Annotated in this window: 17 protein-coding genes and 3 pseudogenes; 16 read left to right on the forward strand and 4 right to left on the reverse strand. The window is 73.1% G+C overall.

All coding sequences use genetic code 11. The features are described 5' to 3' along the window. The first annotated feature begins 364 nt into the window (after nucleotides 1-364). Both ACWJ6R_RS11930 and ACWJ6R_RS11935 read left to right on the forward strand, forming a co-directional pair. Entirely contained in the window at nucleotides 365-1,462 is a 1,098-nt protein-coding gene (locus tag ACWJ6R_RS11930) for an alpha/beta hydrolase (protein WP_449062281.1), read from the forward strand. Between the two features lie 430 nt (nucleotides 1,463-1,892). After that, the gene (locus ACWJ6R_RS11935) at nucleotides 1,893-2,123 is read left to right on the forward strand and encodes a hypothetical protein (protein ID WP_449062282.1); all 231 of its coding nucleotides are present in this window, start codon (nucleotides 1,893-1,895) and stop codon (nucleotides 2,121-2,123) included. A gap of 45 nt (nucleotides 2,124-2,168) precedes the next feature. On the opposite strand, the gene ACWJ6R_RS11940 is transcribed toward ACWJ6R_RS11935, so the two are convergent. Then, nucleotides 2,169-3,443 (reverse strand): amidohydrolase family protein, encoded by a 1,275-nt coding sequence (locus ACWJ6R_RS11940; protein ID WP_449062283.1) that lies wholly within the window; start codon nucleotides 3,441-3,443, stop codon nucleotides 2,169-2,171. A gap of 75 nt (nucleotides 3,444-3,518) precedes the next feature. On the opposite strand from ACWJ6R_RS11940, the gene ACWJ6R_RS11945 reads away from it, so the two are divergent. Further along, nucleotides 3,519-4,046 carry a MarR family winged helix-turn-helix transcriptional regulator gene (locus ACWJ6R_RS11945; RefSeq protein ID WP_449062284.1) on the forward strand — a complete coding sequence of 176 codons (528 nt, stop codon included), beginning with the start codon at nucleotides 3,519-3,521 and terminating at the stop codon, nucleotides 4,044-4,046. A gap of 51 nt (nucleotides 4,047-4,097) precedes the next feature. Here the strand turns inward: ACWJ6R_RS11945 and ACWJ6R_RS11950 are convergent, their stop codons facing one another. Both ACWJ6R_RS11950 and ACWJ6R_RS11955 read right to left on the reverse strand, forming a co-directional pair. Next, complete coding sequence (locus ACWJ6R_RS11950; protein ID WP_449062285.1) at nucleotides 4,098-4,484, reverse strand: VOC family protein; 387 nt, start codon at nucleotides 4,482-4,484, stop codon at nucleotides 4,098-4,100. 77 nt (nucleotides 4,485-4,561) lie between these two features. After that, entirely contained in the window at nucleotides 4,562-5,263 is a 702-nt protein-coding gene (locus ACWJ6R_RS11955) for a helix-turn-helix transcriptional regulator (protein ID WP_449062286.1), read from the reverse strand. A gap of 120 nt (nucleotides 5,264-5,383) precedes the next feature. Here ACWJ6R_RS11955 and ACWJ6R_RS11960 point away from each other — a divergent pair, with 120 nt between their 5' ends. The 9 genes and pseudogenes from ACWJ6R_RS11960 (at nucleotide 5,384) to ACWJ6R_RS12000 (ending at nucleotide 13,918) form a co-directional block, all read left to right on the forward strand. Beyond that, nucleotides 5,384-5,806: a hypothetical protein gene (locus tag ACWJ6R_RS11960; RefSeq protein ID WP_449062287.1), complete on the forward strand. Its 423-nt coding sequence runs from the start codon at nucleotides 5,384-5,386 to the stop codon at nucleotides 5,804-5,806. Between the two features lie 9 nt (nucleotides 5,807-5,815). Continuing rightward, the gene (locus ACWJ6R_RS11965) at nucleotides 5,816-6,976 is read left to right on the forward strand and encodes a glutathionylspermidine synthase family protein (protein ID WP_449062288.1); all 1,161 of its coding nucleotides are present in this window, start codon (nucleotides 5,816-5,818) and stop codon (nucleotides 6,974-6,976) included. A gap of 79 nt (nucleotides 6,977-7,055) precedes the next feature. After that, entirely contained in the window at nucleotides 7,056-7,535 is a 480-nt protein-coding gene (locus ACWJ6R_RS11970) for a DUF350 domain-containing protein (protein ID WP_449062289.1), read from the forward strand. A gap of 142 nt (nucleotides 7,536-7,677) precedes the next feature. Next, nucleotides 7,678-8,787, forward strand: a pseudogene (locus ACWJ6R_RS11975) (PucR family transcriptional regulator). Between the two features lie 118 nt (nucleotides 8,788-8,905). Further along, nucleotides 8,906-9,838: an ACP S-malonyltransferase gene (locus tag ACWJ6R_RS11980; RefSeq protein WP_449062290.1), complete on the forward strand. Its 933-nt coding sequence runs from the start codon at nucleotides 8,906-8,908 to the stop codon at nucleotides 9,836-9,838. Nucleotides 9,839-9,911: 73 nt separating this feature from the next. Beyond that, nucleotides 9,912-10,865: a beta-ketoacyl-ACP synthase III gene (locus ACWJ6R_RS11985; RefSeq protein WP_449062291.1), complete on the forward strand. Its 954-nt coding sequence runs from the start codon at nucleotides 9,912-9,914 to the stop codon at nucleotides 10,863-10,865. 73 nt (nucleotides 10,866-10,938) lie between these two features. Next, nucleotides 10,939-11,178, forward strand: coding sequence for an acyl carrier protein (locus ACWJ6R_RS11990; protein ID WP_068898652.1), 240 nt, complete (start codon nucleotides 10,939-10,941; stop codon nucleotides 11,176-11,178). A gap of 54 nt (nucleotides 11,179-11,232) precedes the next feature. Continuing rightward, nucleotides 11,233-12,464, forward strand: a pseudogene (fabF, locus tag ACWJ6R_RS11995) (beta-ketoacyl-ACP synthase II). 12 nt (nucleotides 12,465-12,476) lie between these two features. Next, nucleotides 12,477-13,918 (forward strand): annotated as a pseudogene (locus ACWJ6R_RS12000) (acyl-CoA carboxylase subunit beta). 215 nt (nucleotides 13,919-14,133) lie between these two features. Here the strand turns inward: ACWJ6R_RS12000 and ACWJ6R_RS12005 are convergent. Beyond that, nucleotides 14,134-14,628: a DUF3145 domain-containing protein gene (locus ACWJ6R_RS12005; protein WP_068898656.1), complete on the reverse strand. Its 495-nt coding sequence runs from the start codon at nucleotides 14,626-14,628 to the stop codon at nucleotides 14,134-14,136. Between the two features lie 386 nt (nucleotides 14,629-15,014). Between ACWJ6R_RS12005 and ACWJ6R_RS12010 the strand changes: the two genes are divergently transcribed. From ACWJ6R_RS12010 to ACWJ6R_RS12025, 4 genes are read left to right on the forward strand one after another with little or no spacing between them, the layout of a single operon-like run. Continuing rightward, complete coding sequence (locus ACWJ6R_RS12010; protein WP_449062292.1) at nucleotides 15,015-16,079, forward strand: S8 family peptidase; 1,065 nt, start codon at nucleotides 15,015-15,017, stop codon at nucleotides 16,077-16,079. Between the two features lie 60 nt (nucleotides 16,080-16,139). After that, nucleotides 16,140-16,691: an RNA polymerase sigma factor gene (locus ACWJ6R_RS12015; protein WP_449062293.1), complete on the forward strand. Its 552-nt coding sequence runs from the start codon at nucleotides 16,140-16,142 to the stop codon at nucleotides 16,689-16,691. Next, nucleotides 16,688-17,167 (forward strand): hypothetical protein, encoded by a 480-nt coding sequence (locus ACWJ6R_RS12020; protein WP_449062294.1) that lies wholly within the window; start codon nucleotides 16,688-16,690, stop codon nucleotides 17,165-17,167. Before ACWJ6R_RS12015 ends, ACWJ6R_RS12020 begins: the two co-directional genes overlap by 4 nt. Further along, nucleotides 17,164-18,381 (forward strand): hypothetical protein, encoded by a 1,218-nt coding sequence (locus tag ACWJ6R_RS12025; RefSeq protein ID WP_449062295.1) that lies wholly within the window; start codon nucleotides 17,164-17,166, stop codon nucleotides 18,379-18,381. The genes ACWJ6R_RS12020 and ACWJ6R_RS12025 overlap by 4 nt, the downstream gene beginning before the upstream one ends. Nucleotides 18,382-18,395: the final 14 nt, after the last annotated feature.

Below are 18,395 nucleotides of genomic sequence, written 5' to 3' on the forward strand. Positions count from 1 at the left end.
GCGGAGACGGCGGCGGCGAAGGCGGGACGGCCGCCCCGAGCGGCTCCGCCGCGCCGTCGGGCCCGATCTCCTGGGGGCCCTGCACCGACATCAAGCGCGCCGACGGCCAGGGCGTCGCAACCCCGGCCCCGGACCAGCAGTGCGGGAAGCTGGCCGTGCCGCTCGACTACGCCGACCCCGCCGCCGGGACGATCGACCTGGCCCTCATCCGCGTCAAGGCCACCGGCCCCGGGGAGCGGATCGGCTCCCTGCTGTTCAACTTCGGCGGTCCCGGCGCCTCGGGCGTCGACACCCTGGCCCAGGCCGCCAAGGCCCTCGGCTCCCTCGGCGCCCGCTACGACCTGGTCAGTTTCGACCCCCGCGGGTGGAGCGCAGCTCCGGCGTCCGGTGCGGCGGCACCGCGGAGATGGACGAGTTCACCTCCGTCGACAGCGTGCCCGAGGACGCGGCCGAGCGGGCGGAGATCGAGCGGATCGTCGAGGAGTTCACCGCCGCCTGCGGCAAGACCTCAGGAAAGGTCCTGGCGCACGTCGGCACCGTCAGCGCCGCCGAGGACATGGACCGCATCCGCGCGGCGCTGGGCGACGAACGGCTCAACTACCTCGGCATGTCGTACGGCACGCAGCTCGGCGCGGTCTACGCGACCCGCTACCCCCAGAAGGTGGGCCGCTTCGTGCTGGACGCCCCGCTGGACCCCAGCGTCTCGATGAAGGAGCGCACCCTGGTCCAGACGGCCGGTTTCCAGAAGGCCTACGAGGCCTTCCTGAAGGACTGCGTCAAGGACCGCCAGTGCAAGATCGGCCAGGACGCCGACGCCGCGAACCGGAACATCGAGGCCCTGATGGACCGGCTGAACGACGAGCCGCTCAAGGTCGGCGACCGGGAGCTCACCCAGGGGCTGGCGGGCACCGGCATCGCCGCCGCCCTCTACTCCGAGCAGACCTGGCCGCTTCTCGACCAGGTCCTGGCCCTGGCGGTCAAGGGCGACGGCCGGGGGCTGCTCTTCCTGGCCGACAGCTACACCGGCCGCGGCTCCGACGGCTCCTACAGCACGGTCATGAGCAGCTTCCCCGCCATCAGCTGCGTGGACACCGCCGAGCGGCCCGACGAGGCGGAGCTGCTGGAGACCGAGAAGCAGGCGCTGAAGATCTCCCCGCTGTTCGGCAGCGCCGGCATGGGGACCATCTGCTCGTCCTGGCCGGTCCCCGGCGACGACGCGGCCATGAAGATCGACGCCTCCGGTTCCGCCCCGATCGTGGTGATCGCCGGCACCGGCGACCCCGCCACGCCGTACGAGTGGGGGCCGAAGCTGACCGCCCAGCTGAAGACGGGCGTGCTGGTCACCTACAAGGGCGAGGGCCACGGCGCCTACCTGTCGGGCGACGTCTGCGTGAAGAAGGTCACCGACGCCTACCTGCTGGAGGGGAAGGTCCCCGCGGAGGGGACCACCTGCCCCGTGTGACCGCGGCGGGGCCTCCGCGTCCCGCCCAGGACGAGGGGCCGGCGACGGAGGGACCGCCGGGCCGGGACTGCGATCCCGTCGCGGGTCAGGTCGGCCGTGGCGGCCTGGACGCCCTCGGCGAGCACCTCGTCGGAGACCTCCGCGCCGTCCTCGGCCGGATGCCCAGCAGTTCGTAGTCCCCCAGCCGCGGCGGGTCCCCCGGCCGCAGCGACGTGATCTCCGACATCGCCGACCCCTCGTGACACGGCGCTTTGCCCGAACATCACACATCTCGGGGAGCGGGGCCGGTCCGGCGGCCGGATCGAGATCACAGCGGTACCACCGCGTACGACTTTCGTCGGTGGATCCGCGCCGGAGACGCGACCTCGGTCGGGGAGGACGATCCCGTCGGCCGATCCCCGCGGCGGCCGTGCCCTCCTACCGTCGGCTCATGCGCAGTCCCATTCAGGCGCTGGGGGTCCTCCTGGCCCTCCAGGGCGTCAGCGGAACCATCGACCAGGTGGCCGTCCAGCCGTTCATGAGCCCGTTCCTCAACTTCTTCAACCGCGTGGTCGTCGAGCGGGTGGACCTCTTCGCCGGATACGAGATCTTCGCGAACCTGATCCTGGCGGCCCTGGGCATCGTCGTGGTCGTCGCCGCGGACCGGATCCGGCCGTCATGACGCCGCACCGGGCCGTCGGGCGGCGCTCCGGGAGGCGGGGGACCGTCAGGCGCCCGTCCCGGCCGCCGCCGCGAGCCGGGCCGCCGAGCGGGACACCCGGTCGAGCACGGCGGGCAGGTCGGCGTGGAGCAGCCGGCCCGCCCGCTTCACGACCCGCCCGGCGACCAGCACGGTGTCCACGTCGCCCGGCCCGGCGGCGGTGACCACCGCGCCGACCGGGTCGTGGACCGGGGCCAGACGGGGCGTGCCGGTGCGCAGCAGCACCAGGTCGGCCTGCTTGCCGGGGCGCAGCGAGCCGATCCGGTCCTGTAGGCCCAGCACGGCCGCCCCCTCGATCGTGGCCATCCGGAGCACGTCGGCCGCGGTCAAGGCGCCCCCGCGCACCCGCTCGGCCGCGAACGCGGCACGCATGACGGCGAACATGTCCCCCGGGGTGTCCACCACCGTGTCGACGCCGAGCCCGGTGCGGATCCCCGCCCGGCGGAACCTGCCGGTCTCCGGGTGGCCGTGCCCCATCTGCATCTCCACCGCGGGCGCCACGGAGGCGGCGGCCCCGCTGTCCGCGATCAATTTCACGGCCTCGTCGGTGAACCCGTTGCCGTGCACGAACACGGTGTCCGGGCCGAGCAGCCCGGCCTCGTGCAGCCGCTCGGCCGCGCCGGTCCCGGTCGCGTGCAGGCTGACCCGGAGCCCGAGTTCGCGGGCGAGCCGCCAGTCGGCCCGCGCCTCGTCCACCGGCCCGTAGACCGGTCCCATGGCCGCGAGGGCCGGGGTGACCGTACCGGCCGGCCCGAGCAGCCCGGCGGCACGCCGTACCTCGTCCTCCCGGCGCGCGCCGGGGGCGGGGTGGGCGTATCCGAACACCGCCCGGATGCCGGAGTCCCGCAGGGCCTGGATCGCGGCGTCGGTGTGCTCGGGGGTCCGCTGGATGTGCGACCAGTCGAAGACGGTGGTGACCCCGGCGTCGAGCGCCTCCAGCGCGCCCCACAGGCCTGCCGCGTGGACGTCCTCGGGCCGGTAGGCGGGGGCGAGGCGGCCGAGCACGAGCGCGAGGTAGTCGCCGAGCGTCGCGTCGGCCGCGACGGCGCGCAGGGCGCTCTGCCAGAGGTGGCGGTGGGTGTCGACGAAGCCGGGGAGCACGAGCATCCCCGCGGCGTCGATGGTGTCGATGGTCCGATCGGCGGTCCGGTCGGCGGCGGCGCCGAGTCCCGGGCCGACGGCGGCGATCACCCCGTCCTCGACGAGCACGTCGGCTCCGGACCGGACCCGCGGCTCCGGCTCGGTGTCGATCACGCTCCCACCGGTGATGAGCAGTCGCACAGGACATCCCTTTCCTGATAGCAATCACAAAAGCTTTTCTGAAAGCTATCAGGCGGGAGGGATACCCTCAACCCCATGGCAAGGGGAGAGATGGACCGGGTCGACGAGCTGGTCGCGGACTGGCAGGCCGAACTGCCGGGAGCCGCGACCGTCGAGCTGGAGATCGTCAAGCGGGTCGCCCGGCTGAAGCACCGGATCGAGGAGGCCACCCAGGCCGTGCTCGGCGGGTACGGCCTGACCTACGCCGACTTCGACGTCCTGGCGACGCTGCGCCGGTCCGGCGCCCCGTACCGCCTCAAGCCCAGCCGGCTCGCCTCCCTGTCCTCGCTCACCACCGGCGGGACCAGCAACATCCTGCAGCGGCTCACCTCCGCCGGGCTCGCCGAGCGCGAGCCCGACCCCGCCGACGGGCGCAGTTCCTGGGTCCGCCTGACCCCCGAGGGCGTCCGGCTGACCGAGGAGCTCGTCACGGAGACCGGCAAGGCCCACCGGAAGCTCTTCGCGGACGTTCCCGAACCCGCCGCGCGGGCCCTGGCCGGCCTCCTGCGCGAGGCGCTCCTCGCCCTCGGAGACCGGCCGGACCCCTCCCGCGCGGGCCGGTGAGAGCCCGCGGGACGGACCGCGGACAGGCCGGAGCGCCGGCCGCCCCGGCGGTTACGCCCCGGCCGCCGCGCCCGGCGGGGTGAAGACGCCGAACAGGTTGCCCGAGACGTCGCGGACGTAGGCGAAGTCGGGGCCGTGCTCGTTGCCGACCGCCTTGAAGACGACCTCTCCGCCCAGGCTCTCCACCCGCGCGCAGGTCGCCTCGGTGTCGGCGACGAGCACGGAGAAGACCGCGTGGTTCGGGAACGCCCCGCCGTTGGCGTACAGGCCGCCCTTGGGCCCGTCGCCGCCGGGATAGCCGACGAGCCGGTAGTCCATGCCGCCCTTGGCCGACTCCTCGTCGGCGTCGAAGGACCAGCCGAACAGCTCGCCGTAGAACTTCTCCGCGCCCTGCGGGTCGTCGGTGGCGATCTCGAACCAGGCCACGGTGTTGATCATCAAGTGCTCTCCTCGGAGTGGTCTTCTCGAACACCTCTACGATGAACCGGCTCCGCGACAACCCTATGTCGGTGTTTTCAATCCAGTTCCAGATTTCCGAAGACCAGTCCGGGTACCTGCGGCGCGAACCGCTCCGGCGGGTGCTCGGGCGAGGGCTCGTCCGTCTCCTCCGCCTCGCTGATCCGGTCGAGCCGGAAGACCCGCACGTCGCGGCGGAGCCGGCACCACCCCACGAGATACCAGTGGCCGCCGCGCCCGCCCACGAAGACGGCGGGCTCCACCTCGCGCCGGGTCGCCTCGCCCTTGACGTCGGTGTACTCGATCGCCAGCACGCGCCGGCGCAGCAGCGCGCGCTCGATCACCCGGGACACTCGGGGGTACGGCTCCGGCTCGACGAGCAGGTGGACCCGGGCGGCCAGCCGCCTGGCCCGCTCCCCCTCCGGCGCGGGCATCGCGGCCACCAGCTTGCGCAGCGCGCTGCGGGCGTGCAGGGCGAAAGGACTGCCGGAGGCCTCGCTGAGCGCCACGGCCACCGCGACCGCCTCGGCGGGGGTGAAGTTGAGCGGCGGCAGCGACACGCTCTTGTCCAGCACGTAGCCGCCGCGCCTGCCGGGCTCGGCGTAGATCGGCACCCCGGACTGCTGGAGCGCGGAGATGTCGCGCTCGACCGTGCGCACGCTCACCTCGAACCCGGCCGCGAGCTCCCGCGCGGAGCGGGGCCGGGGCGAGGCCGCGCGCAATTCCTCGACCAGGGCGTAGAGACGGTCGGTACGGTTCACACTCCGACGGTACGCGCCAGCACCGACACTCCCCGGAAAGGGAACCTTTGGGCCCCTTCAACCGGTTGAACAGTCAAAAGACCACGGATAACCTGTCTCGACACTTCGCATTGGAGCTCGATGGCGCAGAAACACCCGATGGCGCAGCAACCCCCTCGCAAACCCGTCCCTAAGAAGCCGGGTTCGAAGGCGTCCACCGCCATCACGATCACCGGAATCGGAATCGTCTCGCTCCTCGTCGTCGGGGCCTGCGCGGCCCAGGACGACTACGAGGAGGTCGGAGCCGACTGCGTCAACCTCGACAACCAGTTGCCCGACGGTTCCTACGAGGTCGTCGACGAGGACTACTGCGACGACGACGGCACCGTCCGCTACCACGGCTCCCACGGTGCCTACGGCTGGTACTACGGCGGTACCCGGACCGGCACCCGGGTGGCCAGGGGCACCACCGTCAAACCCTCCGACGTCGGCATCGTCAGCCGCGGCAAGGGCACCGTGATCCAGCGCGGCGGATTCGGCGGCCGCGGCTCCAGCGGCAGCTGACCCCGGCCGATGAGACGCGAGAGCTCGCCTCCCCGCGACGGCTGGGAGAAGACCATCGAGGACCACGGCCTGGCCTACCACCGCTCCGCCCACCCCGGCGGCCTGGGCCGCCCCTACTGGGACGAGAGCGTGCACTACGTCTTCTCCATGGACGAGGTCCTGGCCCTGGAGGAGCAGGTCGACGAGCTGCACCGGATGTGCCTGCACGCGGTGGAGCACGTCATCGCCGCCGGCCGCTACCGCGACTTCGCGATCCCCGAGTGGGTCGCGCCGGAGATCACCCGCTCCTGGGAGCGGCGCGACCCGCACCTGTACGGCCGCTTCGACCTGCGCTACGACGGCACGGGCCCGGCCAAGCTGCTGGAGTACAACGCCGACACCCCGACCAGCCTGCTGGAGAGCTCCGTCGTGCAGTGGTTCTGGCTGCAGGACGTCCACCCCGGCGGCGACCAGTGGAACTCCATCCACGAGCGGCTGATCGACCGGTGGCGGCAGATCTCGGCGGAGCTGCCCACCGGGCCCGCGCACTTCGCCTGGACCGCCATGGACGAGACCGGCGAGGAGGCGATGACCCTCGCCTACCTCCAGGAGACCGCCGTCCAGGCGGGGCTCACGACCGTCTCGGTGGCCATGGAGGACATCGGCTGGGACCCGCTCAACCTCCGCTTCGTCGACGTGGAGGGCCGGGCGATCCGGACCCTGTGCAAGCTCTACCCGTGGGAGTGGGCGGTCGCCGACCCGTTCGGGGCCGACGCCGTACGCCAGCAGGTCTCGATGACCTGGATCGAGCCGCTGTGGAAGATGCTGCTGTCGAACAAGGCGCTGCTCGCGATCCTCTGGGAGCTGTACCCCGGCCACCCGAACCTGCTGCCCGCCTACCTCGACGGCCCCCGCGACCTGCCCGCGCACATCACCAAGCCGCTGCTCGGCCGGGAGGGCGCGGGCATGACCGTCACCGGCCCGGACGGAACCGTGCGGACCGGCGGCGGCTACGGCGCCGAGGGCCACGTCCACCAGGCGTTCGAGCCCCTGCCGGTCTTCGACGGCCAGCGGCCGGTGCTCGGCGCCTGGGTGGTCTGCGACGAGGCCGCCGGCCTGGGCATCCGGGAGACCTCCGGCCTGATCACCGACAACACCTCGTCCTTCGTCCCACACCGCATCGGACCGTAGACCCGCGCGGACCGCGCCCTCCGGGCCCCGGCCGCCGATCCTCCCAGTACACCGAACCCCACAGCACGGAGAGAACCACATGAGCCCCAGCCCGCAGCCGGTCCCCACCACGCTCGGCACCGAGACCGTCTCCCTCGCCGAGCTCCTCGGCCGGGGCTCGCTGGCCATCGCCTGCTACGCGGTGCTCGGCGTGATCCTGCTGATCATCGGCTTCTACGTGATCGACCTGGCCATCCCCGGCAAGCTGAGCCAGCTGATCAAGACCGACCGCAACCCCAACGCGACCCTGCTCACCACCTCCGGGCTGGCCGCCGTGGGCCTGATCGTCGCGGCCTCGATCTGGTCCTCCGGGGGCGCCCTGCAGGAGGGCCTGCTGGCCACCGCGGTCTTCGGGCTGGTGGGCATCGCCGTGCAGACCGTGGGGATGATCGCCTTCGACAAGGTCGCCGGCATCTCCGTCCGCGAGCTGGTCGCCGAGCCCGACCTGCAGCCCGGCACCCGCCTGCTGGCCGTCACGCACCTGGCCATCGGCCTGATCACCGCCGTGGCCGTCATCTAGGCCCTCGCCGTACGGCGTCGTACCGCGGGGCCGCTCCGCCCGCGACAGCGGCGGCGCGGCTCTCGCATCCCGCTCGACCTGGCACTCTTATTGCGTGAACGATCAGATCCGCGAGGACACCACGCGCAGGCTGGAACGGGCCATGGGCACCCTGGGCACGGCGGCCATGGCCCGGATGGAAGACCGGCTGCCGTGGTTCCGCGTCCTGTCCGCCGAGGACAGGTCCTGGGTCGGGCTGGTCGCGCAGGCCGGGATCGCCGCGTTCGTGGAGTGGTTCCAGCACGCCGGCGAGGGACGCCCGACGCCCAGCATCGAGTTCTTCGGCACCGCGCCCCGGGAGCTGAAGCGGTCGATCTCGCTGCAGCAGACCGTGGACATCGTCCGGATCGTGGTCGAGGTGGTCGAGGCCCGGACCGGGGAGCTGGCCGCGCCGGGCGGGGAGGACCAGCTGCAGCAGGCGATGCTCCGCTACACGCGCGACGTCGCCTTCGCCGCCGCCCACGTCTACGCCCGCGAGGCGGAGGCCCGCGGGGCGTGGGACGCCCGCCTGGAGGCGCTGATCGTGGACGCGCTGGTCCGCGGCGAGGTGGACGACGGCCTGCACTCCTGGGCCGCCGCGCTGGGCTGGACCTCCTCGCCGGTGGTCGTGCTCGCCGGGCGGCGCCCGACGACGACCCCCAGGCGGTGATCGACGGCCTGCGCGACCGGGGCCGCCGGGCCGGGATGGACATGCTCGCCGGGGTCCAGGGCGACCAGCTGATCGTGATCGTGGGCGGAGCCGACAGCGTCAGCGCGGCGGCCAGGCACGTGGTGCCGCGCTTCGGCCCCGGCCCGATCGTGATCGGCCCCGAGGTGAGCGACCTGCACACCGCGGCCAGCTCGGCCCGGGCGGCGATCGCGGGCCTGCGCGCCGCCGCCGGATGGCCGGACGCCCCCCCGCCCCGTCCACTCCGAGGACCTGCTCGCCGAGCGGGCCATCGACGGTGACGAGGCCGCCAGGACCCAGCTGGTCCAGAACGTCTACCTGCCGCTGGTCGGCACTCCGCTGCTCGACACGCTCGCCACGTATCTGGAGCAGGGTACGTCGCTCGAAGCGACGGCTCGGTTACTCTTCGTACATCCGAACACGGTCCGCTACCGGCTGCGCAAGATCACGGAGTTGACCGGATACCAACCGACGGAAGGGCGTTCGGCCTTCACCCTGCAGGTGGGCCTCATCCTCGGGCGGCTGTCCGAAACATCCGTGATCTAATCGGCCCTTACTTAACCAGGGCGAAACCTCTGCCGTAGGTTTCCTACAAAAAACTGTGGACCAAGTTCGTTCGGATCTCTATCCATGTGGCTAACTTCTACAGGGCAGGCTGGATTTCGTGCTCGTCATCGTCGCTCCGGGCCAAGGCGCCCAGACCCCAGGCTTCCTGACCCCATGGCTTGAGATACCCGGCCTGGCGGATCGGCTGTCCGCCTGGTCCGAGGTCGTCGGCCTCGACCTGATCGCCTGCGGGACCACCGCCGACGCGGACGCGATCCGCGACACCGCGGTGGCCCAGCCGCTGCTCGTGGCCGCCGGACTGGCCGCCGCCGAGGCCCTCGGCGTCCCTCTCGACCCGACCGCCGGGACCGCGGGAGCGGTCGCGCCCGGCCTCGTCGCCGGCCACAGCGTCGGCGAGCTGACCGCCGCGGTCCTGGCCGGGGTCCTCACCCCCGAGCAGGCCCTGACCCTGGTGCGCGAGCGCGGCCAGGCCATGGCCAAGGCCGCCGCGGTGACCGAGACCGGCATGGTCGCGGTGCTCGGCGGCGTCGAGGACGACGTGCTCGCCGCGATCGACAAGCACGGGCTCACCCCGGCCAACATCAACGGCGCCGGCCAGATCGTGGCCGGCGGCACTCTGGAGCGGCTGGAGGAGTTCCAGGCCGAACCGCCCGCGCGGGCCCGGCTGAGGCCGCTCTCGGTCGCGGGGGCGTTCCACACCTCCCACATGGCTCCGGCCGTCGACCACCTGCGCGAGGTCGTCGCCTCGATCACGCCCCGGGACCCGTCCGTCGCCCTGCTGTCCAACGCCGACGGCGCCGTGGTCACCGACGGCGGCGAGTTCCTGGGGCGCCTGGTCGACCAGGTCGCCAACCCCGTCCGCTGGGACGCCTGCATGGCCACCATGGCCGAGCGGGGCGTCACCGCGATGGTCGAGCTGCTTCCCGGCGGCACTCTCACCGGCCTGGCCAAGCGCGCCCTCCGGGACGTCGCGACCGTGGCGCTGAAGACCCCCGACGACCTGGACGCCGCCCGGGCGGTCCTGAAGTGAACCGGTGCGCGCCCGGCGGATCCGGTACGGCGGCGCGAACGGCCCGTACGGCGAACGAGGAGCTGATCGACGGATGAAGGTCTCGCAGGGCGCCCCCGGCGCGAAGATCCTGGCCTTCGGCCACTACCAGCCGTCCAAGGTGGTCACCAACGACGACCTGTCGAAGACGATGGAGACCAGCGACGAGTGGATCCGCAGCCGGGTCGGCATCCAGGAGCGCCGGATCGCCGAGAACGAGTCCGAGATCGACCTGGCCGTGCAGGCCGGCGGCAAGGCCCTCGCCGCGAGCGGCCTGTCCGCCTCCGACGTCGACCTGGTGATCGTCGCCACCTGCACCCTGGAGACGCAGATCCCCAACGCGGCGGGCAGGGTGGCCACCCGGCTCGGCATCGACGCCCCCGGCGCACTCGACGTGAACACCGCCTGCTCCGGCTTCTGCTACGCGCTGGCGGTCGCCAACGACGCGATCCGCGCGGGGTCGGCCACCAACGTCCTGGTCGTCGGCACCGAGAAGTTCTCCCCCTGGATCGACTGGACCGACCGGAGCACCGCGGTGATCTTCGCCGACGGCGCGGGCGCCGCGGTCGTCGGCCCGTCCGACACCCCCGGCATCGGCCCGGTGGTCTGGGGCAGCGCCGGTGACAAGGCCGACGCGATCATCGTCAAGGACCGCCACTCCTTCCTCCACCAGGAAGGCCAGACCGTGTTCCGCTGGGCCACCACCGCGCTTCACCCGGTGGCCAGGCAGGCGTGCGAGCGCGCCGGGGTGGACCCCGCCGAGCTCGCGGCCTTCGTGCCCCACCAGGCGAACGTGCGCATCATCGAGGCCATCGCCCGCAAGATAGGCGCCGGCAACGCCGTCGTCGCCAAGGACATCGTGCTGGCGGGCAACACCTCCGCCGCCTCGATCCCGATGGCCCTGTCCCGGATGATCGAGCGCGGCGAGGTGCCCTCGGGCGGGCTCGCCCTGCTGCTCGGCTTCGGCGCCGGCCTGACCTATGCCGGTCAGGTCGTCGAGATCCCCTGAGAAGACCCCTGAGACCTGCGCGGCCCCGCCGCGCGGACCGAGAAGAACACCGACCCCAAGGAGAACACGCGACATGGCCATGACCGAGCAGGAGATCCTCGCTGGTATCGGCAAGATCATCAACGAGATCACCGGCATCCCGGCCGCCGAGGTCACCCCGGAGAAGAACTTCGTGGACGACCTCGACATCGACTCGCTGTCCATGGTCGAGATCGCCGTCGCCGCCCAGGACGAGTTCGGCGTCGAGATCCCCGACGACCAGCTCAAGCACCTCAAGACCGTCAAGGATGTCATCAACTTCATCCAGGGCTGACGGCGGGACGTCCCCGACCGAACCCTCGGACCGCACGAACAAGGAGCGCAGAACGTGAGTAAAGACCAGGTACGTGTCGTCGTCACCGGGCTCGGCGCGACGACGCCCCTCGGTGGAGATGTCGCCTCGACCTGGTCGGCGCTCCTCGCCGGTCGGTCCGGGGTACGCACCATCACCGAGGACTGGGTCGATTCCGTCCCGGTGAAGTTCGCCGCCTTCGCCGCCGTGGACCCGACCGAGGTGCTGCCCCGGCCGGAGGCACGGCGGCTGGACCGGGCCGAGCAGCTCGCGCTCGTCGCGGCCCGCGAGGCCTGGGCCGACGCCGGGATCGAGAAGGTCGACGCCGAACGGCTCGGCGTCGTGGTGGGCAGCGGGATCGGCGGCATCACCACGATCCTCGCCGCCTACGACACCTTCAAGGAGAAGGGCTGGCAGCGGCTCTCGCCGTTCACCGTCCCGATGCTGATGCCGAACGGCCCGGCGGGCTGGATCGGCATCGAGGTCGGGGCCCGGGCCGGCGTGCACGCCACCGTCAGCGCGTGCGCCACCGGCGCCGAGTCGATCGGCTACGCCATCGAGATGATCCGCTCGGGCCGGGCCGACGTGGTCGTGGCCGGTGGCACCGAGGCCGCCATCCACCCGCTGAACATCGGTTCGTTCGCCGCGATGCGCGCCATGTCCACCCGGAACGACGACCCGCAGGGCGCCTCCCGCCCGTGGGACAGGAGCCGGGACGGGTTCGTGCTCGGCGAGGGCGCGGGCATCGTCGTGCTGGAGTCCGAGGAGCACGCCCGGGCCCGCGGCGCGAAGGTCTACGCCGTCGCCGCGGGCGTCGGCTACTCGGCCGACGCCCACCACATCGCGCAGCCGGAGCCCACCGGGGCCGGGGTCATGCTGGCCATGCGCCGGGCCCTGGAGAACTCCGGTCTCACCGGCCAGGACATCAAGCACGTCAACGCGCACGCCACCTCCACCCCCGCGGGCGACGTGGTGGAGACCGTCGCGATCAAGGAGGTCATCGGCGGTCACCCGCTGGTGACCGGCACCAAGTCGATGACCGGCCACCTGCTCGGCGGCGCGGCGGCATCGAGTCGGTCTTCACCGTCCTCGCCCTGCACGAGCGCATCGCCCCCGGCACCATCAACGTGGACGACCTCGACGACGGCATCGAGGTGGACCTCGTGCTCGGCGCCCCGCGCAAGCTGCCGGACGGCCAGATCGCCGCGATCAACAACTCCTTCGGGTTCGGCGGACACGACGTCGCCGTCGCCTTCACCAGCCTCTGACAGGAGCCCGCCATGACTGTGCTCGAGAACAGATCCGCCGAAGGCACCGGGGTCACCGAGACCGCCAAGGCGGCCGAGGAAGCGGCCGATCCCCGCGATCCCCAGGTGCGCCTGGCGGCCCTCCTCGACGAGGGGTCGATCCGGCTGATCACGCCGGTGGACCGCAGCGGCGTGCTCGCCGCGATGGGCCGCATGGAGGGCGTGCCGGTCGTCGTGTTCTGCAGCGACGCCCGCGTCCAGGGCGGCGCGATGGGCAGCGAGGGCTGCGAGCACATCGTGCACGCCTACGACGTCGCGGTCCGCGAGCGGGTCCCGGTCGTCGGCGTGTGGCACTCCGGTGGCGCCCGGCTGGCCGAGGGGGTCGAGTCCCTGCACGCCGTCGGCCGCGTGTTCGCCGCGATGACCCGCGCCTCCGGGGTGGTCCCGCAGCTCTCCGTGGTCGTCGGCCCGCCGCCGGCGGCGCGGCGTACGGCCCGGCGCTGACCGACATCGTGATCCTCGCCCAGGAGGGCCGCATCTTCGTCACCGGGCCCGACGTGGTCCGCAGCGTCACCGGCGAGCAGATCGACATGGCCGCGCTCGGCGGCCCGGAGCCGCACAGCAAGCGCAGCGGCGTCGTGCACGTGGTCGCCAAGAGCGAGACCGACGCCTACCTGCAGGCCCGCCGCCTGACCGTGCTCCTGGGCCACCAGGGCCGCGTCCGCACCGAGGTCGAAGAGGTCGACTTCTCCGGCCTGCTGCCGGAGAACGCCCGCCGCGCCTACGACGTCAAGCCCCTCGTCAAGGGACTGCTCGACGAGCCCGGGGTGGAACTGCACCCCAAGTGGGCGCCGAACATCGTCACCACGCTGGGCCGCCTCGGGGGCCGGACCGTCGGGGTGATCGCCAACAACCCCATGCGGCTGGGCGGCTGCCTGGACTCCACCTCCGCCGAGAAGGCCGCCCGCTTCGTGCGCATGTGCGACGCCTTCGGGGTGCCGCTGATCGTGCTGGTGGACGTGCCCGGCTACCTGCCCGGGGTCGGGCAGGAGCACGACGGCGTGGTGCGCCGCGGCGCCAAGCTGCTGCACGCCTTCGCCGAGGCCTCCGTGCCGAGGGTCACCCTGGTGACCCGCAAGGCCTACGGCGGCGCCTACATCGCGATGAACTCCCGCTCCCTGGGGGCGACCAAGGTGTTCGCCTGGCCGACCACCCAGGTGGCGGTGATGGGCGCGCTGGCCGCGGTGCGCATCCTCAAGCGCCGCGAGATCGCGGCGGCTCCGGAGGAGGAGCGCTCGGCCCTGGAGGCGCGGCTCGCCGAGGAGCACGAGATCCTCGCGGGCGGCTTGGACCGGGCCATCGAGCTCGGCGTGGTGGACGAGGTGATCAAGCCCGAGGAGACCCGCGGCGCCATCGCCAAGATCCTCGCCCAGGCCACCCCGGCTCGCGGCGCCCACGGCAACATCCCCCTCTGACACACCGCCGACGGCCCCGCACGGATCACTCCGTGCGGGCGTCGGCGTTCCCCGCCGGGCGGCACCGGCCCGGCGGGGTGGCTCACCCGCCCCGGCGCGGCAAGACACCTCCGGAGCGCTCCAGAGGCCGATGAGGCGCGGTGGGACACGGAGAAGGGAAGGCGCGGACCCGGCCTCGGACGGCGGCGTGCAGCCGGGCGAAGACGGACCCGGCCTCAGACGGCGGCGTGCAGCCAGCGGACCGGGGCGCCCTCTCCCGCGTAGCGGAACGACTCGAGCTCCTCGTCCCACTGCTTGCCGAGCAGCCGGTCCAGCTCCTCCTCTAAGACCACCCGGCCCTGGCGGGCCAGCAGCATGGCGGAGCGCAGCCGGTCCTCGGGCACGAGGATGTCACCCGTGGCCCCGATCACCGCCGTGAAGGCGCCGAGCGTCGGAGTGTAGGCGTGGCGGGACCCGTCGGAGCCCGGGGAGGCGTCCTCGGTGACCTCGAAGCGGATCCGCTGCCAGCCCATCAGCGAGGAGGTGATGGCCGCGGCCGTCCCCACCCGCCCCTCCCACTCGGCCTGTGCGCGCACATGGCCCGGCGCGGCGGGCTGCGGCGTCCACGTCAGGTCTACGGGTACGCCAAGGACACCCGCGACTGCCCATTCGATATGAGGGCACAGCGCGGGCTGAGCCGAGTGGACGTAAAGCACGCCACGAGCAGACACCGGACCTCCCGTTTCGTACGAGGTGCGCCTTCCCCAACGGCCTCGTGCGCGGATGATCACAAGTGACTGTAGGAGAGACTACCGTCGGTCGCGACATCGCACCAGAGGGGGGTCATGCCGAGATGGTGCGACGCGAGTGTCTCTCGTATCGCGGCGGGCGGGCCGTACCGTTTCGATCGGAGAAGTCCGTCCCGTTTCTTTACCCGGCTTTGCGAACGCATTACCAGATGGACCGCCGAAATCGATCAGGTGTTCCCTTCGGGGAAGGCTCCCGGAAGGCGGTACCGGCGGAAAGAAATCCCGGCTTCCACCCTCCGGAGATTCCCGTAGGGCATGGTCGGGGAAGAGGATTTCCACTGACGCGGTGACCGACACCGGAGGACCATATGGACGCCGACATCGTGCGGGTCGAACCCGTCCCAGGCTCGCCCGCCCTGATCAGGGCCGGGCAGCTGCTGACCGACGCGGCCGGGATGGAGGCCGTCTCCCGGTGGACCGCCGCGGCGGCGGAGGCCGACGGGATCTTCCGGGTACGGCTCTCGCCCGGCGTGGACGTCTGCGACCTGGCCGCCGCGGTCCGGGACCGGGGCCACCGGGCCTCCCCCAACCACATCCTGATGGGCCAGCCCCTTTTCTTCGGCGGCCCGGCGTCCCGCCCCTTCCCCGCCGCGCCGGCACCCGCGCCGCTCCCCGCCTCGCCTCCGGACGAGGACCCCGTGACCGTCGCGGTGCTCGACACCGGTCTGACCGCGCACCCGTGGTGGGAGAAGAGCCCCTGGTTCCTGGAGCGGCGGCGCGAGCTCTCCGAGGCTCCCGACACGGACGGCGACGGCGTGCTGGACGCCCAGGCGGGACACGGCACCTTCATCGCCGGGCTGATCCTGCGGTCGGCTCCCGGGGCCCGGCTCCGCCCCGTCCAGGTGCTGGACGGGCGCGGCGTCGGCGACGAGGCGGGGCTGCTGCGGGCGCTGGCCCGGCTCCGCGAGGACCCGCCGCAGGTGCTCAATCTCTCCTTCGGCTGCCACACCTTCGACGACCGGCCCTCCCCCCTGGTGGAGGCGGCACTGGGCGAACTGGCGGGCACGGCGGTGATCGCCTGCGCCGGCAACACCGCCTCGGACCGCCCGTTCTGGCCCGCCGCGCTGCCGGAGGCGGTCGCCGTGGGCGCCCTGGACGCCGCGGAGGAGAACCGGGCTCCGTTCTCGGCCTACGGCCCCTGGGTGGACGCCTGCGCCCGGGGCGAGTGGCTGACCAGCACCTTCCTGGAGTACGGGGCCTTCCGGGGCTACGCGCGCTGGAGCGGCACCTCCTTCGCCACCGCCGTGGTGGCCGGAGCCGTCGCCTCGGCGGCCCGGGACATGGCTCCGAAGGAGGCCGCGGCCCGCGTCCTCGACCCGCGGAGCGCCCGGCAGATCTCCGATCTGGGAGTCGCCGTCCCCCTCCCGAGGTAAAGTCTCCACCCGACGTGATCAGACGGGCGCCCTGGGTGCCCGACGGGCATGGAGGCGCCGGTGGTCGACCAGCACACGATCGAGGCCGTACTGGCGGGAGACCAGGACGCCTGGGACGTGGTGGTCAAGCGCTTCGGCCCTCTCGTCTGGTCCGTGGTCCGCGCCCACGGCCTGAGCGCGGCGGACGCGTCCGACATCGTGCAGGGGACGTGGCTGCGGTTCCTCGAGAGCCTGTCCGGCATCCGCGACCCGGAGCGGATCGCCTCCTGGCTGTGCACCACGGCCAGGCGCGAGGCCGCCCTCCTGCTGAGACGGAGCCGGGGCGAGCAGCTGACCGCCGAGCCGGTCGAGCCCGCCGATCCGACCGGGCACTCCGCCGACCCGGTGCTGGCCGTGCTGGCCGCCGACGAGGGCCGCCGCCTGTGGCGGGCCGTGGAGAGCATGGACGAGCCCTGCCGGTCGCTGTTCCGTCTCATGGCGACGGCTCCCGACGCGGGCGTCCGCCAGCTGGCCGGGCGCCTGGGCATGCCCACCGGCAGTTACGGCCCGACCCGGCGCCGCTGTCTCGACCGGCTCCGCTCCCTGCTCGTCCCGCAGGAGGCGGCGTCATGACACCGCCCCCCTCCTGCCCCGGTCCCCCCTTCGATGACGAGTCCCTGATCGCCGCCCTCCGCCTGGCCTCGGGGCACGATCCCGTACCCGACGAGGTCACCGCCACCGCCCGCGCGGCCTTCCGCCTGCGGCTCCCCGGCGCCGCCACGGCCCGGCCGCTGGCCGTGCCCGCGCCCTCCGGCATCCGCTCCGCCGGACGGACCCGCCTGCTCCGCTTCGGCGTGGACGGGCTCACCGTCGACCTGGACGTCGACTCCTCCGGAGGCCTGGTCGACCTGGCCGGGCGGGTCTGCCCCCCTCCGGGTACGGGGGCGCGCGCGGAGGTCCGCACGCCCTGCCTGACCGAGTCGCGCGAGCTCTCCGCCACGGGGCAGTTCGCCGTCGTCGGTCTGCCGCCCGGCTGGTTCAGCGTGGTGTGCCACCGTCCGGGACATCCGCCCGTCGCCACCAGCTGGACCCGGATCCGACCTGAATGACCGCCGCCCCCACCGGCGTGCCCGCCACGCCGGAAGCCGTCGTCCGGAAAGACACAGCCCTGGAGGGCCCGCTCCCGGAAGACGCCGTCACCACGGACGCCGTCACCACGGCGGAGCAGGCGGTCCGCCTCTCCTGCAGCGACCCCAGCCGGGCGCGGGCTCTGGCCCGCTCCGTCCTGGACGCCGGGGCCCGGGAGGAAGCCTCCGCGGTCGCGCACCGCGCACTGGCGCTGGCCGCGCGCGAGCTGGGGGATCTGCACCTGGCCGAGGAGCACCTGCGCCGCGCCGAGCGGATCGCGCTCCGTGCCGGTCTGTCCCGGCGCGCCGCGCAGGCCCGGCTCTCCCTCGTCCACGTCAGGACCGAGCTCGGCCACCCGGCCGAGGCCCTGACGATCGCGGCGGCCGCCGAGCCGTACCTCACCCCGGTCGAGGCGGGCAGGCTCGACGTGAACCGGGCCTCGGCCCTGGTACGGCTGGGCCGCTACGACGAAGCGGTCCGCCACTGCGACCGCGCCGAGGGCGTGCTCGGCGACGACCCCGCCTTCCTGGCCGGGGCGACGCTGAACCGGGGGCTCGCCCGCGTGTACCTCGAGGAGTTCACGGCGGCCGAAGCCGACCTGGTGCGGAGCGCCGGACTGGCCGGGGCCGCGGGGCTGGACCACGTGCTCGCGCTGGCGGAGGGCAATCTGCCGTTCCTCGCCGCCCGGCGCGGCGACCTGCCCGCGGCCTTCACCGCCTACCGGCGTGCGGAGCGGATCCTGTTCGACTACCCGGAACGGCTGGCCACCGTCCGCTGCGACCTGGCCGAGGCCCTGGTCTCGGCTCACCTGCCCGGTGAGGCACGGGTGCTGCTGGACCAGGCGGTGCCCGAGCTGGAGGCGGCGGGCGCGGGGACGGCCCTCGCGGAGGCGCGCCTGATGCTCGCCCGGGTCGAGCTGGCCACCGGCGATCCGCGTCTCGCCCTGCGCAGCGCCGAGGCGGCCCGGACCGGGTTGATCCGCCAGGAGCGCGCGCTCCTGGTCCCGCTCGCCACCGAGACCATGCTCCGTGCGCGACTGGAACTCGGTGAGGCCGCCGACCCCCTCTCAGGGGACCGGCTGGTCACCGAGATGGTGGCGTGCGCGGCCGAACTCGACCGCGCACGCCAGGAGTCGGCGCCGTTGCGGCTCGCGGCCGCCGAGCTCGCGCTCATCACCGAATCGGTCTCAGGCTGAGTCGGAGACACGCA

This window comes from Planomonospora algeriensis (assembly GCF_977012225.1).

Excerpts from the sequence above, each read along its gene's own strand:
- ACWJ6R_RS11935 (WP_449062282.1), top strand. The coding sequence starts at position 1,893 with ATGCGCAGTCCCATTCAGGCGCTGGGGGTCCTCCTGGCCCTCCAGGGC.
- ACWJ6R_RS11945 (WP_449062284.1), top strand. The coding sequence starts at position 3,519 with ATGGCAAGGGGAGAGATGGACCGGGTCGACGAGCTGGTCGCGGACTGG.
- ACWJ6R_RS11950 (WP_449062285.1), bottom strand. The coding sequence starts at position 4,484 with ATGATCAACACCGTGGCCTGGTTCGAGATCGCCACCGACGACCCGCAG.
- ACWJ6R_RS11960 (WP_449062287.1), top strand. The coding sequence starts at position 5,384 with ATGGCGCAGAAACACCCGATGGCGCAGCAACCCCCTCGCAAACCCGTC.
- ACWJ6R_RS11965 (WP_449062288.1), top strand. The coding sequence starts at position 5,816 with ATGAGACGCGAGAGCTCGCCTCCCCGCGACGGCTGGGAGAAGACCATC.
- ACWJ6R_RS11970 (WP_449062289.1), top strand. The coding sequence starts at position 7,056 with ATGAGCCCCAGCCCGCAGCCGGTCCCCACCACGCTCGGCACCGAGACC.
- ACWJ6R_RS11985 (WP_449062291.1), top strand. The coding sequence starts at position 9,912 with ATGAAGGTCTCGCAGGGCGCCCCCGGCGCGAAGATCCTGGCCTTCGGC.
- ACWJ6R_RS11990 (WP_068898652.1), top strand. The coding sequence starts at position 10,939 with ATGGCCATGACCGAGCAGGAGATCCTCGCTGGTATCGGCAAGATCATC.
- ACWJ6R_RS12010 (WP_449062292.1), top strand. The coding sequence starts at position 15,015 with ATGGACGCCGACATCGTGCGGGTCGAACCCGTCCCAGGCTCGCCCGCC.
- ACWJ6R_RS12020 (WP_449062294.1), top strand. The coding sequence starts at position 16,688 with ATGACACCGCCCCCCTCCTGCCCCGGTCCCCCCTTCGATGACGAGTCC.
- ACWJ6R_RS12025 (WP_449062295.1), top strand. The coding sequence starts at position 17,164 with ATGACCGCCGCCCCCACCGGCGTGCCCGCCACGCCGGAAGCCGTCGTC.